Source organism: Photorhabdus hainanensis (assembly GCF_018448965.1).
Taxonomy (GTDB): domain Bacteria; phylum Pseudomonadota; class Gammaproteobacteria; order Enterobacterales; family Enterobacteriaceae; genus Photorhabdus; species Photorhabdus akhurstii.
This window is the reverse complement of the sequence record NZ_RCWD01000030.1, coordinates 30,316-55,082: the sequence shown is the minus strand read 5'-3', so window position 1 is coordinate 55,082 and position 24,767 is coordinate 30,316. Positions and strand designations below refer to the sequence as shown.

At 42.3% G+C, this 24,767-nt stretch carries 21 protein-coding genes; 9 read left to right on the top strand and 12 right to left on the bottom strand.

All coding sequences use genetic code 11. The features are described from left to right. Position 1 precedes the first annotated feature (1 nt). Genes tssG through tssB form a run of 5 tightly spaced genes read right to left on the bottom strand, consistent with a single transcriptional unit; the run spans position 2 to position 5,313 of the window. The gene (gene tssG / locus EAE92_RS17175) at positions 2-1,054 is read right to left on the bottom strand and encodes a type VI secretion system baseplate subunit TssG (protein WP_214068956.1); all 1,053 of its coding nucleotides are present in this window, start codon (positions 1,052-1,054) and stop codon (positions 2-4) included. Continuing rightward, positions 1,018-2,865, bottom strand: a complete 1,848-nt coding sequence (tssF, locus tag EAE92_RS17170; RefSeq protein WP_214068955.1) for a type VI secretion system baseplate subunit TssF — start codon at positions 2,863-2,865, stop codon at positions 1,018-1,020. The genes tssG and tssF overlap by 37 nt, the downstream gene beginning before the upstream one ends. Position 2,866: 1 nt before the next feature. Continuing rightward, on the bottom strand, positions 2,867-3,307 hold the full coding sequence (tssE, locus tag EAE92_RS17165; protein WP_112895439.1) for a type VI secretion system baseplate subunit TssE: 441 nt from the start codon (positions 3,305-3,307) through the stop codon (positions 2,867-2,869). A 6-nt stretch (positions 3,308-3,313) separates the two neighbouring features. Continuing rightward, entirely contained in the window at positions 3,314-4,792 is a 1,479-nt protein-coding gene (gene tssC / locus EAE92_RS17160; protein WP_036813437.1) for a type VI secretion system contractile sheath large subunit, read from the bottom strand. A gap of 23 nt (positions 4,793-4,815) precedes the next feature. Beyond that, entirely contained in the window at positions 4,816-5,313 is a 498-nt protein-coding gene (gene tssB, locus EAE92_RS17155) for a type VI secretion system contractile sheath small subunit (protein ID WP_105398691.1), read from the bottom strand. Positions 5,314-6,245: 932 nt separating this feature from the next. Here tssB and EAE92_RS17150 point away from each other — a divergent pair. From EAE92_RS17150 to gorA, 3 genes are all read left to right on the top strand, one after another. Next, positions 6,246-6,764, top strand: a complete 519-nt coding sequence (locus tag EAE92_RS17150; protein WP_214068954.1) for an Hcp family type VI secretion system effector — start codon at positions 6,246-6,248, stop codon at positions 6,762-6,764. 638 nt (positions 6,765-7,402) lie between these two features. After that, positions 7,403-8,245, top strand: coding sequence for a 23S rRNA (adenine(2030)-N(6))-methyltransferase RlmJ (locus tag EAE92_RS17145; protein WP_214068953.1), 843 nt, complete (start codon positions 7,403-7,405; stop codon positions 8,243-8,245). 110 nt (positions 8,246-8,355) lie between these two features. Beyond that, on the top strand, positions 8,356-9,708 hold the full coding sequence (gorA, locus tag EAE92_RS17140) for a glutathione-disulfide reductase (protein WP_214068952.1): 1,353 nt from the start codon (positions 8,356-8,358) through the stop codon (positions 9,706-9,708). Positions 9,709-9,827: 119 nt separating this feature from the next. Here gorA and mobB read toward each other — a convergent pair whose 3' ends face one another. Both mobB and mobA read right to left on the bottom strand, forming a co-directional pair. Continuing rightward, positions 9,828-10,346 carry a molybdopterin-guanine dinucleotide biosynthesis protein MobB gene (mobB, locus tag EAE92_RS17135; RefSeq protein WP_214068951.1) on the bottom strand — a complete coding sequence of 173 codons (519 nt, stop codon included), beginning with the start codon at positions 10,344-10,346 and terminating at the stop codon, positions 9,828-9,830. Next, positions 10,343-10,933 carry a molybdenum cofactor guanylyltransferase MobA gene (mobA, locus tag EAE92_RS17130; protein WP_214068950.1) on the bottom strand — a complete coding sequence of 197 codons (591 nt, stop codon included), beginning with the start codon at positions 10,931-10,933 and terminating at the stop codon, positions 10,343-10,345. The genes mobB and mobA overlap by 4 nt, the downstream gene beginning before the upstream one ends. A gap of 340 nt (positions 10,934-11,273) precedes the next feature. On the opposite strand from mobA, the gene EAE92_RS17125 reads away from it, so the two are divergent. Together EAE92_RS17125 and dsbA are read left to right on the top strand one after the other, a co-directional pair. Continuing rightward, positions 11,274-12,266: a serine/threonine protein kinase gene (locus EAE92_RS17125; RefSeq protein ID WP_214068949.1), complete on the top strand. Its 993-nt coding sequence runs from the start codon at positions 11,274-11,276 to the stop codon at positions 12,264-12,266. Positions 12,267-12,286: 20 nt separating this feature from the next. Then, on the top strand, positions 12,287-12,910 hold the full coding sequence (gene dsbA, locus EAE92_RS17120; protein WP_214068948.1) for a thiol:disulfide interchange protein DsbA: 624 nt from the start codon (positions 12,287-12,289) through the stop codon (positions 12,908-12,910). 157 nt (positions 12,911-13,067) lie between these two features. Here dsbA and EAE92_RS17115 read toward each other — a convergent pair whose 3' ends face one another. Genes EAE92_RS17115 through EAE92_RS17105 form a run of 3 tightly spaced genes read right to left on the bottom strand, consistent with a single transcriptional unit; the run spans position 13,068 to position 17,103 of the window. Next, the gene (locus EAE92_RS17115) at positions 13,068-14,231 is read right to left on the bottom strand and encodes an RNA/DNA-binding domain-containing protein (protein ID WP_246545268.1); all 1,164 of its coding nucleotides are present in this window, start codon (positions 14,229-14,231) and stop codon (positions 13,068-13,070) included. Further along, a complete protein-coding gene (locus tag EAE92_RS17110) occupies positions 14,210-16,837 on the bottom strand; it encodes a TrlF family AAA-like ATPase (RefSeq protein WP_214068947.1) in 2,628 nt (875 codons plus the stop codon). The genes EAE92_RS17115 and EAE92_RS17110 overlap by 22 nt, the downstream gene beginning before the upstream one ends. A 26-nt stretch (positions 16,838-16,863) precedes the next feature. Next, positions 16,864-17,103 carry an HTH-like domain-containing protein gene (locus tag EAE92_RS17105; protein WP_036813453.1) on the bottom strand — a complete coding sequence of 80 codons (240 nt, stop codon included), beginning with the start codon at positions 17,101-17,103 and terminating at the stop codon, positions 16,864-16,866. Positions 17,104-17,831: 728 nt separating this feature from the next. On the opposite strand from EAE92_RS17105, the gene polA reads away from it, so the two are divergent. Both polA and spfP read left to right on the top strand, forming a co-directional pair. After that, the gene (polA, locus tag EAE92_RS17100) at positions 17,832-20,621 is read left to right on the top strand and encodes a DNA polymerase I (protein WP_214068946.1); all 2,790 of its coding nucleotides are present in this window, start codon (positions 17,832-17,834) and stop codon (positions 20,619-20,621) included. 1,236 nt (positions 20,622-21,857) lie between these two features. After that, positions 21,858-21,905: a small protein SpfP gene (gene spfP, locus EAE92_RS25605; protein WP_438361642.1), complete on the top strand. Its 48-nt coding sequence runs from the start codon at positions 21,858-21,860 to the stop codon at positions 21,903-21,905. An 81-nt stretch (positions 21,906-21,986) separates the two neighbouring features. Here the strand turns inward: spfP and yihA are convergent, their stop codons facing one another. Further along, complete coding sequence (gene yihA, locus EAE92_RS17095; RefSeq protein WP_046395783.1) at positions 21,987-22,619, bottom strand: ribosome biogenesis GTP-binding protein YihA/YsxC; 633 nt, start codon at positions 22,617-22,619, stop codon at positions 21,987-21,989. A gap of 307 nt (positions 22,620-22,926) precedes the next feature. On the opposite strand from yihA, the gene ppiA reads away from it, so the two are divergent. After that, complete coding sequence (gene ppiA, locus EAE92_RS17090; protein ID WP_036780232.1) at positions 22,927-23,496, top strand: peptidylprolyl isomerase A; 570 nt, start codon at positions 22,927-22,929, stop codon at positions 23,494-23,496. Between the two features lie 86 nt (positions 23,497-23,582). Here ppiA and EAE92_RS17085 read toward each other — a convergent pair whose 3' ends face one another. Further along, a complete protein-coding gene (locus EAE92_RS17085; protein WP_036780235.1) occupies positions 23,583-23,933 on the bottom strand; it encodes a YcgJ family protein in 351 nt (116 codons plus the stop codon). Between the two features lie 243 nt (positions 23,934-24,176). Between EAE92_RS17085 and EAE92_RS17080 the strand changes: the two genes are divergently transcribed. Beyond that, positions 24,177-24,752, top strand: a complete 576-nt coding sequence (locus EAE92_RS17080; protein ID WP_105395796.1) for an aminodeoxychorismate synthase component II — start codon at positions 24,177-24,179, stop codon at positions 24,750-24,752. The last annotated feature ends 15 nt before the right edge of the window (positions 24,753-24,767 follow it).

Below are 24,767 nucleotides of genomic sequence, written 5' to 3'. Positions count from 1 at the left end.
TTTATCCATTTACTGAAATCGTGATAAAGGGTTTCTTTTCCGGCTCGCCGAGAAAGCTGGTCCACCCTAGGTTATTGTTTAGTTTCGTGCCAAGTACCATGCCGCCTGCTTGGTTTTCGGCCAGACCAAGACGCAGATCCCAGGCCAATTGATCACGTAGGACAAAACAGAGAAACATCACTAGTGGCAGGAAATGCTTACCGTCCGGGAGAAATGATAGGAAGTGTTCTCGTGATAGATTATTGATACATAAAGTAAATTTACTATCGCAGCTTCTCACCCATGAACCGAGGAAAAAATTCTTTCCCATTACGGATTGTTCAACCTTTTGTTTCCGTCCCTTTATTTTCAGTGTTCCACCTAGGCGATTTTGTTGCGATGGCTCAATAGCGACTTTTCTGATCTGCAAACCGCGTACCGTTACATCGGGTAGATCAAAACAGTGTGAAACCAGGCTGCATATCACTGCTGGTGATCGACCAGGACTGGCTAACAAACCGGCATAGGCCAGCATTTTGCTGTGATTGATATTCAAGTGAGAACGATTAACATCACTACCAAGTCCCACCAGCGCAAACATGCGCTGAGAAAATCTGTCTTGTCCGTTTTTGTCAAAACAGATGTAATAACGGTATTTTCGCCAAATCTGATGAAGCATGACGACTGAACGGTGATTGAAAACATTCAGAAAATCAGTCAGTCGATTTTCATCCTGAGCGTCTTCCCATGCCAACGAATCAAGGTAATAACCTGGCATGGGGGATTGGCTGCCATGTAGTCCAAGAAAGGAAACTTCCACCTGGAAGCGACCCTCCTTAGAACGTTTCACAGAAGTAATATCTCTGGTTGGGAAAGCCAAGCTTGCACTGGATTTAAATAGGATTGCTTCACGGTCCGGGCGGTTGGTTTGCCCCGTTTTTTCCCACGCTACCGCCAATTGGTTGAGTAACTCAACCAATTGATAAAAGTTATACCTTGACACATCCAGTGTCTGATTTTCTGGCGAGTTTTCACCCGCTACATCAACGCATGTTGACCTGTCTGTTCCGGCCATTGATAACATTCCTGATTATCTAAATTGATCACCTTCAACATGTGGAAGGAGTTAACGCTGGCATATAAGGCAAAAAAGCGTGACAGTATGTTGCAGAACAGATAAAGCTCGCCTTCAGAACAGAAAGCCTGTTGCCGGATATACAATGTTGATTCCGAACCACGTACCGGGAGACCTTTAAATAGTCGGTCTATTTGCCTCGTTTCAATCCGTTCAATGGCATCTAGCCGTTTTTGGGATGAGCGTGAGGATTGTCGGTTATATCGGCTGGGGAGATCGTAAGTTCTTAGTACCGCCTTTAATGCGTCTTTGTCCAATAATGTCATATAGTTCAGTGACATATTGGAAATAAGCGACCAGTGATACTCACCGCTCATCAATGGATAGAGTGGAACGGATGGGCGGGTTATGTTGCGGAATGTCGCAAATGACGAGCTTCCCGATAAAGGGTAATCAATATCACCTACCCGGAGTTGCAGTGGCAGTTCGCGATTGGTGCAAGTCAGTTGAATAGAGACATTTTCTTCACTTAGTAGAAGCTGAGATTCATCACCACGGACAAAAGAGATGTAGTGTTCAAGACCTTTACGAAATGGAGATTCTTTGATTCTGATACGGAAATAGCGAGTATTGAGCTCGCTTTCATGTTCGATCTGATGATGAAAGCTTTCAAATGGTACATAAGCCCGTCTGCCATCGCGGCTTGGTTTGGGTTTACCATCAGGTCCGACTAGCCAGCTTTCTACTTTATCCACAGAGAAAATATCGTAACGATTGGGATGACTATAGCTGGCTCTTAATGGATATTCAGACTGACTGCCATTTAGTTGAATAACTTCGCTATCCATCGGAAAGAGATTGATTGCCGGGACACAATGCAGCCGGAAAGTATCTTGGCGAATTTTGATTTCTGGTGGTAGTGCTTCTGAGAAATAGAGATTCAACGTGAAATCTTTGGCTTTAAGATCCGCCGGTAATTTAGGGATGCCAGTAACATCGAAAAATAGAAAACCTTCGGAAAAACAGAAGTACTCTTGTAAGACGCGATAACCCATATAGGCATTTTTCGGGTACGGCAATAGGGCGTCTTCCCGATTAAAACCCACTGGAACGAAGTCGAAATCCGGTAATGGAATCGTGGTATCGCCTACGACAAGTTTTGCGTCTTCAAGATGGTAACTGAGCCAGAAATAGAGTTGTGTACTGCTGTAATCATCGCCGCTTAGATAAAAACGCAGTTTATCAAGTTGTAGTTCTGGTAAGTTAAGCTCTGTTTTTGAGGTGAAATTCAGGCCGATGACACCCTGCTCATTACTATTATTGACCGAAATGTCTCGGATAGACATCGGAAACAGCCAGACATCACGGCATAAAGTGAAAGTACAGCGATGATTGTCTTGGTCTGTTTTTTGAGTATTGGTATTGCTTAAGTAATTATCTTCATCCTCATCATTTTCGCTATCATCCGCCAGCGGACGGCTTTTGATTTGAGTTCCACGCGGGATCTGAGTCGCTTTTGTGATGGCATTATCATTAGGTGTATATTGGATAATGGTCATGCTAGGCGTTGGCCGCAGGTAATTGGGCCATAGCATATGCAACAATCCATGAGTGAGTTCAGGGAATTCATCATCAATTTTTGCCCGTAAGTTACCCGCGAGAAAGGCAAATCCTTCTAGTAAACGCTCAACATCCGGGTCAGAGCCTTGTTCAGACAAAAATGAGGCGAGGTGAGGATGTTCAATTGCAGCTTGTCGCCCCAATTGCCTAATGTAATCCAATTCCTCTCTAAAATATTTTTCAAGTGACATTTTATTGAGTCCTCTCTAGGCAATAACGCCGGTTGTTATCCAGTTGAATGTTAAATTCAACAGCGTCATGAATATCATCCAGGGATACCTGCGCGCTGATGTGAAAACGTAACAACAGCGGATCACTCTCATCATGAATTGCACTGACAGTGACTGACGATATTCTTGGTTCATAATTTGTGATGCAATGCACTATTGCTTGCTCAATACTCTGTTTAAAGTCAGTTGCCGTGGTTGTGGCGTCATTGAGATCAATGACGCCAAGATCAGCCGCACTCTGACAAGCACCTGGATGAGTATTGAGAACATGATTCAGGTGCCGTTTTATGGAATTGAGCAGTTCACGCATTCTTGATTGGCGGGAAGAACCGGAGTTCTTCCCCTGAATACGCTCGAACAAGCTGGCAGAGCCTTCTCTATTCCAACTGTACAGCGTAGCCATGACCCACTACTCCTTATCCAAACGACCTACCAATGACAACTCAAAGCTGGCTCCCATATATTTGAAATGAGGGCGAACTTGCATTGCCACTTGATACCAGCCTGGATCTCCTTCCACATCCAAAACCTGAATTTGGGCGGAACGCAGAGGGCGACGGCTACGGACATCCGTTGGTGGGTTCTCCTGATCAGCAATGTACTGTTTCAGCCAGGTGTTCAGTTCACGTTCCAAATCCTGACGCTCTTTCCAGGAACCAATCTGCTCGCGTTGCAACACTTTGATGTAGTGTGCAAGACGGTTGATGATGAACATATAGGGTAGTTGAGTACCCAGTTTGTAGTTGGTTTCAGCCATTTTCCCTTCGCGAGTATTTGGGAAAACTTTTGGCTTCTGGACTGAGTTGGCAGAGAAGAATGCGGCGTTGTCACTGCCTTTACGCATTGTCAGGGTGATAAAACCCTCTTCCGCCAATTCGAATTCACGACGATCGGTAACTAAAACTTCTGTCGGGATCTTGGCTTGGATCTGTCCCATTGCTTCGAATAGGTGAACCGGTAGATCGCTGACAGTCCCCCCGCTTTGTGGACCGATAATGTTCGGACACCAGCGATATTTGGCGAAGCTGTCAGTCAAACACGTTGCTAGCAGATAAGCGGTATTACCCCATAGGAAATGTTCGTGATCTTTGCTGACATCTTCCTGATAGTTAAAGTTTTTAATTGGGTTTTCGACAGTTGAGTAAGGCAGACGCAACAAGAAGCGCGGCGCTGTCAGACCAAGGTAACGTGCATCCTCCGATTCGCGCAGCGAACGCCATTTAGTGTGTGCCGGACCTTCGAAGACAGATTTCAGATCTTTAATCGCTGGCAACTCGGTGAAGCTGCTGATACCAAAGAAATCAGGTGAAACGGAAGAGAGGAATGGCGCGTGAGCCATTGCGCCAACCGCACTGACGTATTGCATTAGTTTGATATCGGGTGAGCTATTGCTGAACGCATAGTTACCGATGACCGCAGCGACCGGTTCGCCGCCAAACTGGCCATAACCTGTCGAGTAGACATGTTTGTATAAGCCTGATTGAATGATTTCTGGTGAAAATTCGAAATCTTCCAGTAACTCTTCTTTGGTCGCGTGGATGATGTTGATTTTGATGTTTTCACGGAAATCGGTACGATCAACCAGCAATTTCAGCGAACGCCAGGATGATTCCAGTTCTTGGAACTCTTTGGCATGCATAATTTCATCAACTTGAGTGCTGAGTGTTTTATCAAGCTCAACAATCATTCTATCAACGACAAGCTTGTTGACAGGTTCTTCGCTAGTACCGGTATCCAAAATGCTGCTGATAAAAGCGGCCACACCCTGTTTCGCGATGTGGTAGCCATCATTTTCCGGCGTCATTCTTGCCTGAGACATAATCTCGTCAAGCAAAGAGGTAGTGGACCCTGGGGTTAATGTTGTACTGCTCTCTTCATGCAAGGACATGTTAAAAACTCCTTTTCAGTCAATTACTTTTGATTGACGATTTCAAGTTCTTTTAGAAGTTGTTCGCGGACTTTCTCATCACCCAATAATTCCTGTAAGCGGGTACGGAATGCCGGAATATTTCCTAATGGCCCTTTTAGTGCGACAAGTGCCTCACGCAGCTCTAAAAGTTTATTTAATTCAGGCACTTTCTTCGCTACATTGTCGGGTGAAAAATCATTGAGTGATTTTATTTCCAGGTTAATCGGCAGGTCATCTCCGTTATTATCGTTGAGGCGATTGGGGACACTAAAAGTGAGATTGATATTGGCTTCATTCATCACGGCATTAAAGTTATTTTTGTGCACAGAAACAGCTTGCCGTTCTTCAATGGGCATATCTTCTTTTGTTCCTTTAAGGTCGCCGACGATAAGCAGGTTGAGAGGTAATTCAATTTCGGCTACCTGATCACCGGTATTCGGAACGTATTTGATATTAATCCTTTCTTTTGGCGCTACGCTACCTGAACTATTTTTACTCATGTTAAAATCCTTTGGGTAATACAATTAGGCAATTAGGAATTGTTTGATAACAATATTGATGAGAGAGTTGCCCTTGATACCTACCTATATGTGACGGAGAACATAAAATTTTCCCGGATTAAGGAGCGGGAGATTCACTGCATTGAATTGGATAGTAAGCTGATTTTCTATGAGCATATAGATAAATACGAAATTCAGAATATTCTTACTCATCGAGCAATAGCATCAATATAGATAGCTCTGCAAAGTAGAGTTTCGCATTTTGTTTTTTTATTGTAAAGCTAAAATATATGTAGATATACCCCCTTATTCGGCATTTTGATGATTTTATGATATTTGGCAATACGTTACAATTAGGCGTTTTCTTAAGCTGTTTATTGGTAAAAGAACTCCATATAGTTATTGAATAGCGTCTGTTTTTTTGTATTTGTGAGAATTTATGATTTTTTGTTTCATTGTGTAACAAAGTATTTCTAGATGTATTTTTGTTTACATATTAGAATTGATTTCATATTGAAAATATTAGTTGAGTTATTAACTAAGCAAAAAAGTTCAATTTTTTGATCTAGATCTCAATTTGTAATTGATCAAAATATAATTTAGGTTGGAATTATTAAAATTGTTGCATTTCATATGGATATGTCATTTTTCCTTTAAGTTAAATGAGTGTTAACAGTTAGTTATTCTATTATTTTAGCTAATTTTAAATTTATTTTTTTAAATGGCATTAATTATAATATTTTCATTTGTTGGTGATGGGTTAATGATTTTGCAATTTAGATTTTATTTTGAAATGAGCTGGTTGGTATTTATTATTCGTTTCAGCGTTCAATGTATCTATAAGTGATCTTTTCCAAGATGAAATAATCACTATTGAAAGTAATATGAGCGTTACCTTAATGTTGACACAATCTCTATAAAGGATATTTGCAATGCCTACTCCATGTTATATTTCTATCACTGGAAAAACACAGGGCAATATTACCGCGGGTTCATTCACTGCTGAATCAGTGGGTAATATTTACGTTCAGGGCCACGAAGATGAAATGCTGGTTCAAGCATTTGATCATATCGTCACCGTACCAACTGATCCTCAATCAGGTCAGCCTTCAGGTCAGCGTGCTCATAAACCATTCCGTTTTACCGTGGCATTAAATAAGTCTGTTCCATTGCTTTATAATGCGTTGGCTTCGGGTGAAATGCTGACAAGTGTAGTATTGAAATGGTATCGCACTTCGGTTGAAGGGAAACAAGAACACTTCTTCACGACGCAGTTGGAAGATGCCACTATTATCGACATCGATTGCAATATGCCTCATTGCCAGGACCCAACAAAAGCTGAATTTACTCAGTTGGTTCGTGTTTCTCTGTCTTATCGTAAGATTAACTGGGAGCATACAACCGCGGGTACTTCCGGTGCAGATGATTGGCGTGCGCCTATTGTTGCCTGATAGGTAATATAATTATTCAGCCAATGAAATATCTTTTCATTGGCTGAAAAGCTTAATCTTTCTTTATCTTAAGTTGAAGATTCTTAATAACTGTCTTCAACTTTTTTCAGCTTTTTTTGATTTTCTTCTTTATTCTCCCTTCAATTTTTTACACGTATTATTTAACGATATTGCTTAATAGCATCGATAACATTCAGTCATTTTTTCTGGTTTTTCTTTTGATTATTTTTCCATAATCGAATGTTTACATTTTCCAATCTCTGTTCCTGATTGGTGATTTCGTGAACATCAACATAAAATCTTGTATATTTAACTGTTCGTTTAATGTCTTGTTTTTTTAATTGCACAATTCTTATTGTTTGTAACTACGTAAGTATTACTTATGATTTTCAGTGAAAGTGTAAATAGTATTACTTAATTAAATATCGCGTTGGTCTGACAGAGTTTCTCACTTATCCTAAATTTTTATTAATATGATTAAAGGGATCGTCAGGAGAAAGATGAGGAGCCTGACATTTTTGTCGTTAATGGGGCTATAATAGGGCCTTACTATCTGTCCCATCTACTGGGATGGGTTTTTAGTTGTCAGGTACTCTATCTGACAATCAACCTATTCTCTGCTCTGGGGTCTGAAATTAATGCTAAGTTATCGCCACAGTTTTCATGCTGGTAATCATGCCGATGTGCTCAAGCACACTGTACAAAGCTTAATCATTGAATCTCTTAAAGAAAAAGAAAAACCTTTTCTCTATCTGGATACTCATGCTGGTGCGGGGCGCTATCAACTCAGCAGTGAACATGCTGAGCGTACTGGTGAGTACTTGGAAGGGATTGCCCGCGTTTGGCAGCGTGAAGATTTACCGCAGGAATTGAACGCTTATATAAGTACAGTGGCCGCACTGAATCAGAGTGGCAACTTACGTTACTATCCGGGATCGCCTTTAATTGCCCGCAATTTGTTACGGCAGAATGATAAGTTCAATCTGACAGAACTGCATCCGAGTGATTTTCCTTTATTACGTAATGAATTTTCCCGCGATAACCGCGTCAGGGTTGTGCGTGAAGATGGTTATCAGCAATTAAAATCACAATTGCCGCCACTGAGTCGCCGTGGGTTCATTCTTATTGATCCGCCTTATGAACTGAAATCGGATTATCAGGCGGTTGTACAGGCAATTCAGGAAGGTTATAAGCGTTTTGCAACCGGTGTTTATGCGTTGTGGTACCCAGTGGTATTACGCCAGCATATTAAACGACTGGTTAAAGAGCTGGAAGCAACGGGCATCCGCCGTATTCTACAAATTGAGTTGGCTGTCCGGCCTGATAGCGATCAACGAGGAATGACCGCCTCTGGCATGATCGTGATTAACCCGCCTTGGAAATTGGAACAGCAGATGAAATCGGTATTGCCGTGGTTACATCAGGTTCTGGTGCCGGAAGGAATTGGTCACACCTTGGTTAAATGGGTGGCGCCGGAATAGCTTTTAGCAATGGCAGCGAGAGCCAGAACCATCGCGACTGCTTGATATTTTTTGCCAAAATAGGCTTTGGGTATTAACTCCCTTGAATTGATTAGATGGAAACAATCCGGATGAGCAAACATTACGATTATATAGCGATTGGCGGCGGCAGTGGCGGCATAGCATCAATTAACCGTGCGGCTATGTATGGGCAGAAATGTGCCCTAATTGAAGCTAAAGCATTGGGTGGAACGTGTGTCAATGTGGGCTGTGTGCCGAAGAAAGTGATGTGGCATGCGGCGCAAATTGCTGAATCTATCCACCAATATGGGCCAGATTATGGCTTTGATACGACAATCAACCGCTTTAACTGGAAGACACTCATTGCCAGTCGCGCTGCTTATATCGATCGTATCCACCAGTCTTATGAACGTGGCTTGGGTAACAATAAAGTTGATGTGATCCAAGGGTTTGCCCGTTTTGTTGATGCACATACTGTTGAAGTGGATGGTGAAAAAATCACTGCTGATCATATTCTGATTGCGACAGGCGGCCGTCCTGTGCGGCCTGATATACCAGGATCAGAATATGGTATTGATTCTGACGGTTTTTTTGCATTGGAAGAGATGCCAAAGCGGGTTGCGGTTGTTGGCGCAGGCTATATTGCTGTAGAAATTGCCGGTGTATTGCATGCGCTTGGTAGTGAAACCCATCTATTTGTGCGTCAACATGCACCGTTGCGCTCTTTTGATCCAATGATTGTTGAAACACTCTTGGAAGTTATCAATACCGAAGGACCCACTCTGCATACAGAATCGGTGCCAAAAGCAGTAAGTAAAAATGCGGATGGCAGCTTGACCTTGCAATTGCAGAACGGCAAAGAACAAACCGTTGATACCCTAATCTGGGCTATTGGCCGGGAACCTGCAACGGATAATCTGAACCTGTCTGTAGCCGGTGTTGAGGTGAATGAAAAAGGCTATATCAACGTTGATGAATACCAGAACACGAATGTGAAAGGTGTTTATGCAGTAGGCGATAACACTGGCGCAGTGGAATTAACCCCTGTCGCGGTTGCCGCAGGTCGTCGTTTGTCTGAGCGTCTGTTTAACAATAAACCCGAAGAACATCTGGATTACACCAATATTCCAACTGTCGTATTCAGCCATCCGCCTATTGGTACTGTGGGGCTGACTGAACCTCAGGCGAAAGCGCAATTTGGTGAAGAGCAGGTAAAAACTTATCAATCTTCTTTTACTGCGATGTATACCGCTGTTACTCAACATCGCCAGCCGTGCCGGATGAAATTGGTATGTGTCGGGCCGGAAGAGAAAATTGTTGGCATTCATGGTATCGGCTTCGGAATGGACGAAATGCTGCAAGGTTTCGCTGTTGCATTGAAGATGGGGGCAACGAAGAAAGACTTTGATAACACGGTTGCGATTCATCCCACCGCGGCGGAAGAGTTTGTAACGATGCGGTGATATTGTTGAACCCTATCTATAATATTTTTCTAAAGGCCGATTCCATTCGGCCTTTCTCTTATCAATCTCTCTCATCAGAGTTTCGGGAGTCTTCACATCTGAGTGCAGGTGGAAGTGACTTAACGCTCCATATTTAGCCATTCGACAATAAAATCAGCCACCTGTTCAGGCTGATTGATATTCAACTGTGGCAAAATAGTCTCCAGTTTTTCATCACTGGCAACAGCAATTACATGTTGATCAAGCAGATCGCTTAATCGGTGGTTAAGAGTGTTGCGGTATAGAACGATCTTATTGATTGGTTCATCTTTAAAACCTTCCACTAGAATCAGATCCAGTGAATTTGGATCAAAACGGCTGGCAAGATAGTTCAAATCTAATTCCTGCAAATCTGGCGTTTCCGTCATTAACGCCCAGCGTTGTTGGTTGGCGACCAGAGTTTGCTCTGCGCCAGCTTTGCGCAGTTCATAACTGTCTTTGCCCGGTTTATCCACATCCATATCGTGATGGGTGTGTTTTATCAGACCGACCCGGATTTGCCTCTGACGTAATAGTGGGATCACGTGTTTGAGAAGTGTTGTTTTTCCTGTTCCGCTATAGGCTGTTATACCCAGTAGCGGAAGCGGTTTTGTACTCATTTTCTGATCTCCTGTATATGCTCCCAATGTTGGCAATCTTCCGGTGTGTTTAGGTTAGTAAAGGCAGTAGGATTGTCATCAAACTGAACAGCTATCGCTTTGATCTTATGCATAAACAGTATCAATTTGCGCTCACCATCAGCCAGATAATTTTCTAATTGAGAAAAAAGACTGCGGTGTAGTAAAGCGATGGTAGGGTGAGCTCGGTTGCCATCATTTACATAGGCTGCTAATGCTTGCTGTTTTCCTTGCCATAAGCGAGTGACCAAATCAGTAGGGAGGCCTGGTACATCACAAGGAACGAATACAACCCAGTCGTGACTAGCTGATTTTAGGGCTGTCAGCATGCCTGAAAGGGGGCCTGAGAAGTCTGGCGTTAAATCTGGAACAATCTGATAACCACTTTGTCGGTAAATATCCAGATTGCGGTTGGCGTTGATAATTAATTCATCTACTTGTGGAAGTAACTTATCCGCAATGTGTTGATACAGTGGTTTTTTATTTAGAAAAATTAACCCTTTATCATTGCCGCCCATACGGGTGGCGCGACCTCCTGCAAGGATCACACCGCTTATTTTTGGTTGCATAATGTTCAAGTTATCAGCTGAGGCAGCTATCAACGCTTATAGTTATTACCACTAATATAACTGCTTTCGGCTTGATTATTTGGGCTCAGCCACGTGTTTTTAAAATAGGAGCACGGGATAACTTGCTGATAAAAGGGTCATCTTTACGCTTATTGACAGAGCAATCCTTTCTCTATGTGGTCATCCCTGTTAATTTGTATAGGATTTATTTATAAGGAATTCGGTATGCAATGTCATTTATCTACGTTGACTAATGGCTGAAAAAGGATCACCAAGTGGATTTTCAAACTGCGCTATTGTGTGCCGTGGCGTTATTACAGATTAATCAAGAGAATAGAATGTGCTAACAAACCAGTCTGCTTTTAATTTCCGGGAGTTAACGCCGGATTTGATTATGGATGCATTGGTGCAGACCGGGCTGTATGTCGATTCCGGGCTGACAGAATTAAACAGTTATGAAAACCGTGTTTATCAGTTTACGGATGAAGATCGTAAACGTTATGTTGTGAAATTTTACCGGCCACTACGTTGGGACCAGCAGCAGATTCAGGAAGAGCACGATTTTGCTTTGGCGTTACAACAGGCTGATTTACCTGTTGCGGCGCCTTTGGTATTTAATAAGCAAACTTTACTGACGTTTAAGGATTTCTTTTTTGCCGTTTTTCCAAGCATTGGGGGGCGTCAGTATGAATCCGATAATCTCTTTCAGTTAGAAGATGTAGGGCGTTTACTAGGGAGAATTCATCAGATTGGTTGCCGACAAAAATTCACTTCTCGTCCAACTATCGGGTTAAATGAGTATCTGCATCAGCCACGCCAGTATTTGGCTGCATGTGAGTTGGTTCCTGCGGGACAGAAAAGGCAATTTTTGGCGGTATTGGATGATTTGATAGATGTCGTAGCATCATATTGGCGCGATGATTGGCAAATATTGAGGCTTCATGGTGACTGTCATCCGGGTAATATCTTGTGGCGTGACGAAGCTTGGTTTGTTGACCTTGATGATGCGCGTAACGGTCCGGCAATTCAGGATTTATGGATGTTGCTTCATGGCTCCCGTCAGGAACAACTATTGCAGTTAGATACACTGTTGGAAGCCTATAGTGAATTTGCAGATTTTGATCCGAAGGCGTTGTCATTGATAGAGCCATTACGCGCGATGCGGATGGTCTATTATTTAGCATGGGTTACCCGACGTTGGCAGGATCCAGCTTTCCCTAAAGCATTTCCTTGGATGACAGATACCGATTTTTGGTTAAAACAGACGTCACTTTTTTCTGAACAGATTAAGCTGTTGCAGGAACCACCTTTGCAGCTTAACCCGATGTATTAATATTTATCATGGAGATAGTTATGAAGAAGTTTTGGTTAGCTTTAGTCGGAATGGTGATGGCATTTAGCGCATCTGCTGCCAATTTTACCGAAGGAAAACAGTATGTTGAATTGAAGTCGCCGGTGGCGGATCAACCACCGGTGTTAGAATTCTTCTCTTTCTATTGCCCCCATTGTTATCAGTTTGAAGAGATTTTTAAAGTTCCTCAGACGGTGAAACAGCATTTACCGGAAGGGACAAAACTTGTCCGTTATCATGTGGATTTTTTAGGGCCGCTGGGTAAAGAATTGACTACTGCCTGGGCTGCGGCAATGGCAATGGGGGTTGAAGACAAAGTGACTCCAGTGCTGTTTGAGGGTATTCAGAAAACACTGGCTATTAAGACTCCGAATGATATTCGCGATGCTTTTATCAAAGCTGGGGTGACGGCTGAGGATTATGATGCTGCCATGAGTAGTTTTGTGGTGAAATCCTTAGTTGTTAAGCAGCAAAAAGCCGCTCAGGATTTGCAACTGCGAGGTGTACCGGCAATGTTTGTTAACGGCAAGTATATGATGAAAAGTGACGGTATCGATGCCTCTTCTGCTGATAACTATGCGAAATCCTATTCAGACGTTGTTAACTTCCTGTTAAATCAGAAGTAATATTTCGACATCCTCCCCCACCTTCGCACTCCGTGACTCGGGAGGGGGGGATTCCCTTTAGTGGGCGACAATCTGATTGCTCAGGTGCCGAATTTCTGCTTTTGCTAGTTTTCGCCACAAAATACAGGCGGAAAATATTCAGTGAAGTGATTTGGCGTCACTCATTAGGTAACATTCGGCTAATGATAGCTTTGAATGTATTTCCCTCCCTATTATCAATCAATTCAATATCTGGGTATGCTTTAATTGCACGCTTAATACCACTTCCCAAGCCTCTATATGGCAATACCTTAGAAGCAAATGAAGCCAAGATTGGGTTGCGAATATTTGAGTTCCCCATCTTGATGTTTTCAATGGTTAAATTATTGGGTAAATGGCCGGGGCTAATAATTTCAATTCGATCTGCAAAAACCAGCACTTTAACGGGGGCTGACACAAAGTAATCGCGATGAATAAGCGCATTGGAAATCAGTTCTTCTAAAACAATCCTCGGGATTTCAGCCTCGCCAAGTGAGTTAAAGCTCTGCTTATTTTGAATATGTCGTATATTTGCCAATACAAACCCCAGCGCCTTTTGGAACACATCCGACAGCTTGCCATTGATATCTTGGCTATCAATATAGTGCTCATCTTCAATATCTACGCCGGGGAAGGCAACCGCCTTTACGATAAAAACAGGAAGGCGAATCTGAGGCCGCGATGCAAACAACAAAGTACCACAAATATTCAACTGACCATTTTTAGCCAAATTCATATTCTCTAAAAGCTGAGAGCGAGATACACCTTGTTCCTCAACCCTCTCGCCGTATTCCCCCTCAAAAAACGAATCAAAGAACTCCTGATCGATGTCGGCTACTGACGTACCACTTACCGGTGTCTCATCTGCATGAATCAGTGCCGCCTCCTGAAACATTCGCTGCAACTCTTCGCGAGCGGTCACCCTTCGCTTATCAGAACCATTTTTCACCCAAACATAGCCCTGAGTATCCATATAAGGTTTACTGATGCCTTGCTCTATATGTACTGCAATGACCAGGCCATCGGGGAGTTGAATGTTTTCCGTAACAGGATTTATTGGGGGGCGAACATTATTTGTAGCAGCATTCGCTATGATTTGATTAATTCGACCGATATCTTCTCTCGTCAATCCAGATCGAGACCCATCGCCATTGTTAACACCAATGAGAATTAAGCCTCCAGTACCATTGGAAAACGCTACCATTTCGGCACCTAACGAAGATGCATTGTTGACGTCTGCTTTAAATTGATGGCGGCTATCTTCATCACGTGCAATTATTGCTAAGAGTTCTTGGGTTTCCATGCTTCATATACCTGTTTACGTTTCTCGAAGGCTTCTGCACCACCTTCCATAATACCGACTATACGCTGCTGAACATCCGCGCAGTCAATGCTGCCACTGACAATATTAATATGATCATCCTTATATTCACAGGCGATGACTTGCTCAGCATCGCCTAACACTGGAATGTTGGCGTTATGAGTGGCAAAGACGAACTGCGTTTTTGGCTTTAACTCACGAATGAGTTTGATAACATCGCCATAGATCGTCTGGTTATCCAAGTCGTCTTCTGGTTGATCGATGATCACAACATCATTTTCTTGTTGGCTTAGAACAAACAGTATTAATGCAGATGCGCGCTGCCCTAATGAATGATGAGCCAGAGCCTTACCGTGGTATTCAATGGTGAAAACATTCGGCACCTGCCAAGTCAGCAAAGCGTCTAGATTATCTTCAAAATACTGACAGAAGGTATCGAACGAACCACCAAGCAGCGCTTTCAACTTATCCTTTTCTCGCCATACCGCACCAAAATCGCTGAACTCGTCCACCACTGTTTTCAATGTAGCTTCTCGAATACAGCTACTTCGGTATAAATCTTGAATATGCTTGAGCATGGCCGCTTTGTTATCTTTAAATTTCGGCACAATTTTTAACGGCGAATCCACTCGATTGATTTTATTCAGCACTTGCTCAATAGCGCAGTATTCTTCAAACCAAAGACTATTCAGTTGAACCAATTCCCGTTCAACTCCTTGATTCAAATCCGTATATTGCTGCTCACTCTTGGTCAATACAGCCAGCATTTGCTCAGCATGATCGAGCTGACTTTTAAGCTGTTTAAACTCTTGCGGACTGATTGCTTGTGCACCCGCTTGTTGAAACTCACTGGCTAACTTGCGCTCGATTTCCGCAAATTCTTCTTTCAACGCTTGTTTTTGTTGTTGAAAGCCCACCAACTTTTGCTGCAATTGCTGAACTGTCGCTTGGTCACTTCCAGTCACTTGCTTAATTCCATCAAAGCCGGTGAGCAACTGTTGATATACCGCAAAAAAGTCATCAAAAAAAGGCTGATTCTGTGCTGATTTATACAGAATTTGGTTTTTCAGTTCATCTTCAAAGCTGGCAATAAAGCTATTTAGCTCAGTCAGATAATGCTGCGCCCCTTGGATCACCTGCTGCGCTTTGCGCTCATCCCGATCAAAATCAATCTGCTTTTGCAGTTTGGCTTCTACGCCGTGTTGCTGGTAAAACCTTAACTTAAACTCAACATCCTGCTTTTTTTGCTGCCACTCTTGTTTCTGCAAGGCATCACGGGTTAAACGTTTAATCTGATCAATAGCATCCACTACACGCTGACGGCCTTGCTCTATCTTTTGGCGAACAGAAATTAAAGCTTCCCCAACCAGCTTTTCAATGAGGTCTTTTTCAAACCCTGCGCCAGTGCTCGACAAGTCTTTTTGACCAAAGTAAATGGGTTGATGTAGGACGGTTTCTCGAATCGACACACCCGGCTGTAATTGCCCGTTAACATATACATCAGGACGTTCACCTAATATACGGCGTATCTGGTAAGGCTGGCCTCGCCGGTCAATCGCGTCGATAGTGATCTTCCCGCCACTACATAGCAGGTGCTTTACTAAACCTTCTTTGTATTCAACATCAGAGGACTTATCGCCAAACGGGATATTCAGGGCATAGCGAATGCCTTCCAATACGGAAGATTTGCCGCTGCCACGAATACCAATCAGAGTATTCAGTTCCCGTGATAGACAGATTTCAGTGCCACCCAAGGTACCCACACCTTCAAAACTGATTTTACGAATAAACGAATGGCGATAGTCAGGTAGCTTAGCTTGTACGCGAGACGTCTTATCCCGCAAGGCAAATTTTACAGCCTCAAAGCTGAACGTACCGAGTTTGAGATAACTGGCTTCCTTTCTGGCCGACATATCGGCAAGGTTCTTGGCGCCGCAACCTTCCACTTCAGCAGGATATAAGTCACCCAGTGCTTGCTGGATCTTAGAGCGCTCATCTCGGGTGCGAACCTTTTGGAATGCCAAAGCTCTGGATTGAACAAAAGCATTGTCGAAAAGTTCTTTTATCCGACCCGGCAATAAACCACCCCATAAACCGTTGGGTGCTTCCACATGAGCAAAAACTAAAAAGTAGTCTTTGTGATAATTATCCAAAATTTTAATGGTTTCGAGAATATCGTGATTCGAACACGCATTTTCTTGCTCAAAATTAGCTTGCTTGGCAAAGGTCACATTGAGAAAGTCCTGGATATAATTTTTTTGCTCCTTGTTGCTTATCCATTCATCGGAAAACACTACCAGGGTATGCACACCCGCTTTCCCATCTTTTACTGAGAGCTCAATACCGGGCAGCAAACCAATGCCGGATTTTTGGGCCTTTTTGCGCAGACTCTTAAATTCAGACATATCGAATTTGTTATGGTTGGTAATCACACCAAGGCCAATACCGGCATCTTTTAGCGAATGTACGTATTGATTCACGTAGTCGTTATCTGCACCCGTGTATTTGAACTCTTTATCCGCACGGGTGTGGAGGTGAAAATCTGTCTTGAGCCACCGGCTGCCATATTCAAAAGTGTCGTCACTCATTAATACCCCCTTCCAAAAATATTTTGTTAAAGAAGATTCGTGTCAAGACCAGCAGCTTTAAGATGAGGGGTCAAATTACGCATTTTACTAAACTCCGCATCGAAGTTCGGGTGAAGACTTACTCCTTCACAAAACTCCCTCGCTGTAATGTGTTTTAATTCGTCGGCATGCTTGAGCATTTGTAAATGTAACTCAACCGTAAACTGGTTTCTTGGCGCTTTGTCAAAAGCAAGCTTTATGCGTCTGTAAATCTCGTTTTCACTCATATTTAACACTACTAACGTGCTTATATAAAGGATGTAAAAAAGCAAGAATTGACATTGAAATAGAACAACTTCTGGTAAGACAAAAGTAAGTTACATCACAAACGGCCTACCCACTAACTATTACACAAATGAGCATAGAAACTGAAACCATAAGATACCGCCTTTCCAACCTCAGTTTGAGTCAACAAAACCAGGCCGATTGTAGTGGAATGATCATTCCGGACGTCAGCAGAAACAGAAGCGAGAAAGCTCGCCGGCCATTCTGGCGGGCTTATCACGGTTGCTAAACTCGTTACAACTGCCAATATCCCTCCCTTAGAGGAAAACGTGACACTGAAATAGAATGACGTAAGCATGTGCCGGAGTGAGAACCTTTGGCACAATGTGTGTCAGAAAGACTTGCATGTCAGAAAGACTTTTTTGTAAAACAAACTCTGGTTATATCCACAACTCTGTGATCTATAAGGCAATATGACAGTTTGATGACTAAGATTATAAGTCATTGATTTTTTACTAGAGGTTGATTAGTTTTTTTTATCAACGATCACTGCCTAAATAAAACTTGTAATATCTATACACAAAGTTATCCACAGAATTTATAGTAGAGTGTGAATATCTGAATCGGGTTTCAGCAAAGAAAATTCACATAAAATTCGTTTCCTACTTCTTGCTGTGGCATCCTAGTTCCTTATCACACCCGTAATAAATACAGATAATGAAGAAGATTTATGGCTCAGATAGCAGACAATCCCCTGATTTTGGTTGATGGCTCCTCATACCTTTATCGTGCTTATCATGCTTTCCCTCCGCTGACGAATAGCGCAGGAGAGCCGACCGGAGCCATGTATGGTGTATTGAATATGCTACGCAGCTTGATAATGCAGTATAAACCAAGCCATGTAGCGGTGGTATTTGATGCTAAAGGCAAAACTTTTCGTGATGAATTGTTCGCTGAGTATAAGTCTCATCGTCCTCCGATGCCGGATGATCTGCGTACTCAGATAGAACCGCTACATCAGATGGTCGAAGCTATGGGATTACCATTGCTGGTGGTGCCAGGAGTAGAAGCTGATGATGTTATCGGGACTTTGGCGTTACAGGCAGAAAAAGAGGGGCGTGCGGTACTTATCAGTACTGGCGATAAAGATATGGCACAACTGGTAACGCCAAATATCACGCTTATCAATACCATGAATAACACCATCTTGGGACCGGAAGACGTCGTTGAAAAGTATGGCGTGCCGCCAGATTTGATTATCGATTTTCTAGCATTGATGGGAGACTCTTCTGACAATATTCCTGGCGTACCTGGGGTGGGAGAAAAAACCGCACTGGGGTTACTGCAAGGGATTGGTGGCATGGATGATATCTTTGCCAATCTGGATAAAATTGCCGGGCTCAGTTTCCGTGGGGCGAAAACGCTGGCGGATAAGATGGAGCAGCATAAAGATGTCGCTTATCTTTCCTATCAACTGGCAACTATTAAAACCGATGTTGAGTTGGATAAAACCTGCGTTGCTTTGTCAGTCAAAGAGCCTGATACGGAGAAACTGCACCAGTTGTTTTCTCGTTATGAGTTCAAACGCTGGTTAAGTGATGTGGCAAACGGCGATTGGCTGGCAGAGAAAGGCAAAAAACCGGTATCCACTGGTAATGATGAATCATCTCCGACGGAAGATAAATCTGCTGCGGCTACACTCTCTTCTGATAATTATCAGACTATTCTTAATCAGCAAAGCTTTGATGAGTGGATTGAGAAACTGAAAAAAGCACCGGTTTTTGCTTTTGATACCGAAACTGACAGCCTTGACACTTTGACTGCTAATTTGGTGGGAATGTCATTCGCGATTTCTGCCGGCGATGCGGCTTATCTACCTCTAGGCCATGACTATCTGGGCGCGCCTGAACAACTTGACAGAGAAGTTGTGTTGGCTGCATTAAAACCGCTACTTGAAGATAGTAACCTGCTGAAAATTGGTCAGAATATTAAGTTTGATCGTGGAGTGTTGGCGCGTTACGGCATTGAACTGCAAGGCATTGCTTACGATACCATGCTGGAATCTTACGTACTGAATAGTGTTGCAGGCATGGGTCGGCATGATATGGATAGCTTGGCTGAACGTCATTTGAATCATAAGACCACGACTTTTGAAGAGATTGCCGGTAAAGGTAAAAATCAGCTTACTTTTAATCAGGTCCCGGTGGAACAGGCCGCAATGTACGCCGCAGAAGATGCAGATGTTACTTTATTGTTGCATCAGGCCATGTGGCCGCAATTGGAGAAAGCGCCAACGCTAGAAAAAGTATTCCTGAATACAGAAATGCCACTGGTCATGGTGCTTTCCCGTATGGAACGTACAGGTGTGCTAATTGATGCGAATATTTTGGCTGAACATTCAAAAGAGATCACAGCCCGTTTGGATGAGTTGGAAAAAGAAGCACATGAATTGGCAGGTGAGGTTTTCAATCTGGCTTCGCCAAAACAATTACAGACGATATTGTTTGAAAAACTGCAATTACCGGTGGTAAAGAAAACGCCGGGCGGTGCTCCATCTACGAATGAAGAAGTGCTGGAAGAGTTAGCGGATAATCATGTGTTGCCGAAAGTGATTTTGGAGCATCGTGGGCTAGCAAAATTGAAATCCACTTACACCGATAAATTACCACAGATGGTCCATCCGCTGACCAAACGGGTGCATACTTCCTATCACCAAGCGGTAACGGCAACCGGGCGTCTCTCTTCACGTGATCCTAATTTGCAAAATATTCCTGTCCGTAATGAAGAGGGCCGCCGCATTCGTCAGGCATTTGTGGCACCTGAAAGTTACCGGATTATGGCCGCTGACTATTCTCAGATTGAGTTGCGGATAATGGCCCATTTATCTCAGGATCAAGGGTTGTTGAAGGCTTTTGCTGAGGGGCAAGATATTCACCGGGCAACGGCGGCGGAAGTCTTTGGTTTGCCACTGGAACAAGTAACCAGTGAGCAGCGCCGTAGTGCCAAAGCGATTAACTTTGGTTTGATCTATGGAATGAGTGCATTTGGCCTTTCCCGTCAGTTGGGTATTCCTCGCGGCGAAGCGCAACGCTATATGGATCTCTATTTTGAGCGCTATCCGGGGGTATTGGCGTATATGGAGCGTACTCGTAAACAAGCGGAAGAGCAGGGTTACGTTGAAACGCTGGATGGCCGTCGTCTTTATCTGTCAGATATCAAATCTCGCAATGCCATGCGCCGTAAGGCAGCAGAACGTGAAGCTATTAACGCGCCGATGCAGGGAACTGCGGCGGATATCATCAAAAAAGCGATGATTGCGGTGGATGACTGGATTGTCAGTGAAGCGCCGAAAGTTCGTATGATTATGCAGGTGCACGATGAGCTGGTATTTGAGGTTCATGAATCAGAACTTGAAAATGCAGAACAGAAAATCCGTGAATTGATGGAGAAGAGTATGGTGCTTGATGTTCCATTGAAAGTAGATGTAGGTATCGGTGACAATTGGGATCAGGCGCATTGATATTTTGAATTAACAGTGATGGCTGAGCTGTGTATTTGGCTCAGCCTTTTTTGAACTGTTCACAATACACAGCAATGTTTAATAGCTCTGCTAATCATAGTCACCATGAGCTCTGGTGTCACCGCCTCCCCAAGCTATTCTCTTGCCATTTTCCCGTATGGTTCATCTTGTTCTCCTGATGTGGTTGTATTAGGATTTACCTTTGCCCGCAGGGAGTTTGTGCTGTGAAACCTATCCCTTGTGGGGTAAGTTAGATGACTACTTTAATTAAATAATATTAATTTATTAATGCAAAAAAGTGTAATAGGAAAAAGTTACCAGTTGATTATATGGCTTATATATTTTTGCAAAATAAAGCTCTCATGAGCTGTGATATTATGTTTGGTATTTATTTAAGCTTTTGAAAAAAATCAAGTTATATTCTGATTCTTCGTGTTTCCCTGGTCTTCTAACTGGGGAGATACAACGATTGTTTCTAAATTAGACTTTTTTATTTTAACGTTATTTTAGTTTATTCATTTAAATAATATTTATATAAATCATCTTTCCTGCCTACGTATAAGTTTCGAATTCATTGTTAATAATGACTTTTTTGTTTTTTGCATGGCAACTAAGGATCAGATAAATCATATAAATTTCTTCTTTTGAGTCATCCTCACATGTTCTTACCCTGATATTATCTCGGAATATCTGTGGTTCTATGTGATCCAATTTCAATTCTGGTCTTTATGCTTATGGCTTCTCCTTCTTCAACCGATATCTTGTAGCTGAACAATTGCAGAATGAAAGGGGTAGTTATCATATAGTTGTTTGGATATGTATTCTTGTAATAAGAATTTTACATTTTTTTATTCACTATCTCAGTGATGACATTAAAAAATGGTTTCAGTTGTGGATGAAACAGAGCAATTTTTGTTTTTCCATTTAGCAATATTACTGACCTAGAGGTAGATAAGTGTAATGTGAAAAGGTTACTTGACGGTTTTAAGTTCATGTGTTGCTGTAAAGTCAACATAACTAATGTAATATTTTTTGTACTCATTAGTACTGATTTGTTGTCCATGTAATGCATATTAGATCCAGATCGCATAAATATGTAATTAAACTACATTTAATGGCGTCAAAATGAACAAAATTACCGGCTGAATCGAGATAATTGCTGAAAATAAATTACAAAAAGGCTTTTTCTAAGAAATAAAATAGGGTAGAGTTATTGGCGTAGGGTACAGAGGTAAGATGTTCTATCTTTCAGACCTTTTACTTCACGTAATCGGATTTAGCTGAATATTAGCTGCCCCAGTCAATTTTGACTGGGGCATTTTTTTCAACTGAATTTAACACGTAAAAATATAGGGAAAGGATGGATTAACTGTGGTTTTCAACTTGAACGGCTTTCTGGCTGAACCATATATCCAGTTTTTGTTGTAGTTTATCGATACCGATTTTTTTCGGGGTCGAGAAATATTCCACTTGAATATCCCCATTAAGCGCCAGTAGGACGTCACGAACTTTATTCAGTTGACTTTTACGGGCGCCAGACGCCAATTTGTCGGCTTTAGTCAACAACACCATAACCGGTACCTGCATTGCAACTGCCCATTGGATCATCTGCTGATCAAGATCTTTCAATGGGTGACGGATATCCATTAGTACGACCAGTCCGATCAGGCATTCACGTTTTTGCAGATATTCACCCAATGCTTTTTGCCATTTGCGTTTCATCTCTTCCGGCACTTCGGCATAGCCATAACCCGGTAAGTCAACTAGGCGAATACCTTCTTTTACTTCGAATAGATTGATGAGTTGAGTTCGGCCAGGGGTTTTGCTGGTACGGGCGAGGCTTTTCTGTTTTGTCAGAGCATTCAGAGCGCTAGATTTACCTGCATTTGAGCGACCGGCAAACGCGACTTCAATGCCCATATCTTGAGGCAGATGGCGAATATCAGGCGCACTCGTGATAAAACGGGTCATATGATAGTTGTGGTTTTTGATGGTCAAAATGATTATCTCCCTGAGAAATGCACTGAATATATGGCAAAGGAGATTATACCGATAGCCACTGTTGGTTGACAGGATTAAAAATAATGACATATTTCTGATGGGTTGAACCAAGCTTGCTATTTTGTTACCGATGGTGATCCGGTTTGTGAAATAAAATCTAACCTATTATTGAAAGGATAAATTTTTCTTTAAAGCCCCCGTCGATTGATAGCGTAAATGTAGGTAAATATTGAGCACGATGTTGAAGAGATTATTAGAATTGATTTAATTTGTGTTGTTGACCTTAATAATATAGGAACCCAGAATGTTTAAACGTATTTTAGTAGCACTTGTAACTGCATGTTCTCTGAGCGCAATGGCGCCTCTGGCTTTGGCTGTGGGAGAAACCCATGTGAAGCTGACCACAACGGAGGGTAATATTGAACTGGAATTAAATGACCAGAAAGCACCAATTACAACGAAAAACTTTATTGAATACGTCAATGAGGGTTATTACAACAATACAATCTTCCATCGGGTAATCCCTGGATTTATGGTGCAGGGTGGCGGTTTTACCAAAGATTTACAGCAAAAAGCGACTAAAGCCGCTATTAAAAATGAGGCAGATAATGGACTGCGTAATTTACGCGGAACTATCTCTATGGCACGTACCGCCGATAAAGACAGTGCGACCAGTCAATTCTTTATTAATGTAGCGGATAATGCTTTCCTTGATCACGGTCAGCGTGACTTTGGTTATGCAGTATTTGGTAAGGTCGTAAAAGGCATGGATGTTGTGGATAAAATCTCTCAAGTCAAAACGGGAAACGTTGGTCCATATCAGAATGTACCGGTTAAGCCTGTCGTTATTCTGTCTGCGGAGATTATTCCTTAATTTTATTATCTTGATTGTGGTAGTTTCTAGTTAACTCTCATCAGATTGAAAAACTGGCCTGCATTAAATGAAGGCCAGTTTCGCCGTTATTCATACATCTTTTGGGTAAATTCTTTATTTACTTCGGTTTGTGGATAATATCTGTCTTTGTAACATTTTTTCTCTTTACTCTCACAATGTACCCCATTACTTAAAGTGTAAGATGAAAAGTCAATATATTGCCCATCACCAAACTCTTTTTTCAGGCGTCCTGCGGCTTTTTTCCCTAAATACCTTTCGGTTAATTTTATCGATACCCCTTGTTGATCAGCGCAATATTTTCCTTTTTTATCACAAACCACCCCTTTTTCCGGGAAGAAAATGTTGGCAGTTTTAGTCACAGCCAGCGTGGAGAAGGACAGTAAAAAAAGAGATGCTATAATCAGTTTTGTCTTCATAACAATTACCTTTACTTATTGAATATCAAAATAGAGCCTATGTTTTGTAGGGTATGAAGTAAGTTGATTGAGGAAAAAATAGCCATCTATTTTGTTATACTATGCTACAAATATTGATGTGCTATGATAGCCGCCCCGTTGTCGCGAGGCCGTTTTACCTGGAGCCATGTTGTGCAGGATAAACAAATTGCAGGAGTGGCAGGGCAACAAATACAGCGATGAAAATGAGTAGGATAGACTCCTATGTTACTAATAATAGATAACTATGATTCTTTTACATATAACTTATATCAATATTTTTGTGAATTGGGTACAAATGTTTTAGTTAAGCGCAATGATGAATTGCAACTTGAAGATATTGAGAGATTGATGCCTACTCATTTGGTGATTTCCCCAGGTCCTTGTACCCCAAATGAAGCAGGAATTTCTCTGGCGGCGATTTCTCATTTTTCGGATAAATTGCCGATTCTTGGTGTTTGCCTTGGGCATCAGGCAATTGGACAGGCGTTTGGCGCCAGCGTGGTAAAAGCCAGGGAAGTGATGCATGGAAAAACTTCGGCTATTCACCATAATCAGCAAGGTGTGTTCAAAGGGCTTAACCGGCCATTAACCGCGACGCGTTACCATTCATTGGTGATTGCCGCAGAGACATTACCTGCCTCATTTGAAGTCACCGCATGGAGCCAGCATAACGGTGACGTCGATGAAATTATGGGCATTCGTCATCGCACGCTACCACTGGAAGGGGTGCAGTTCCATCCTGAAAGTATTCTCAGTGAACAAGGTCACCAGTTACTGAGCAACTTTCTGAGATATTAACCAGATACCGATAAT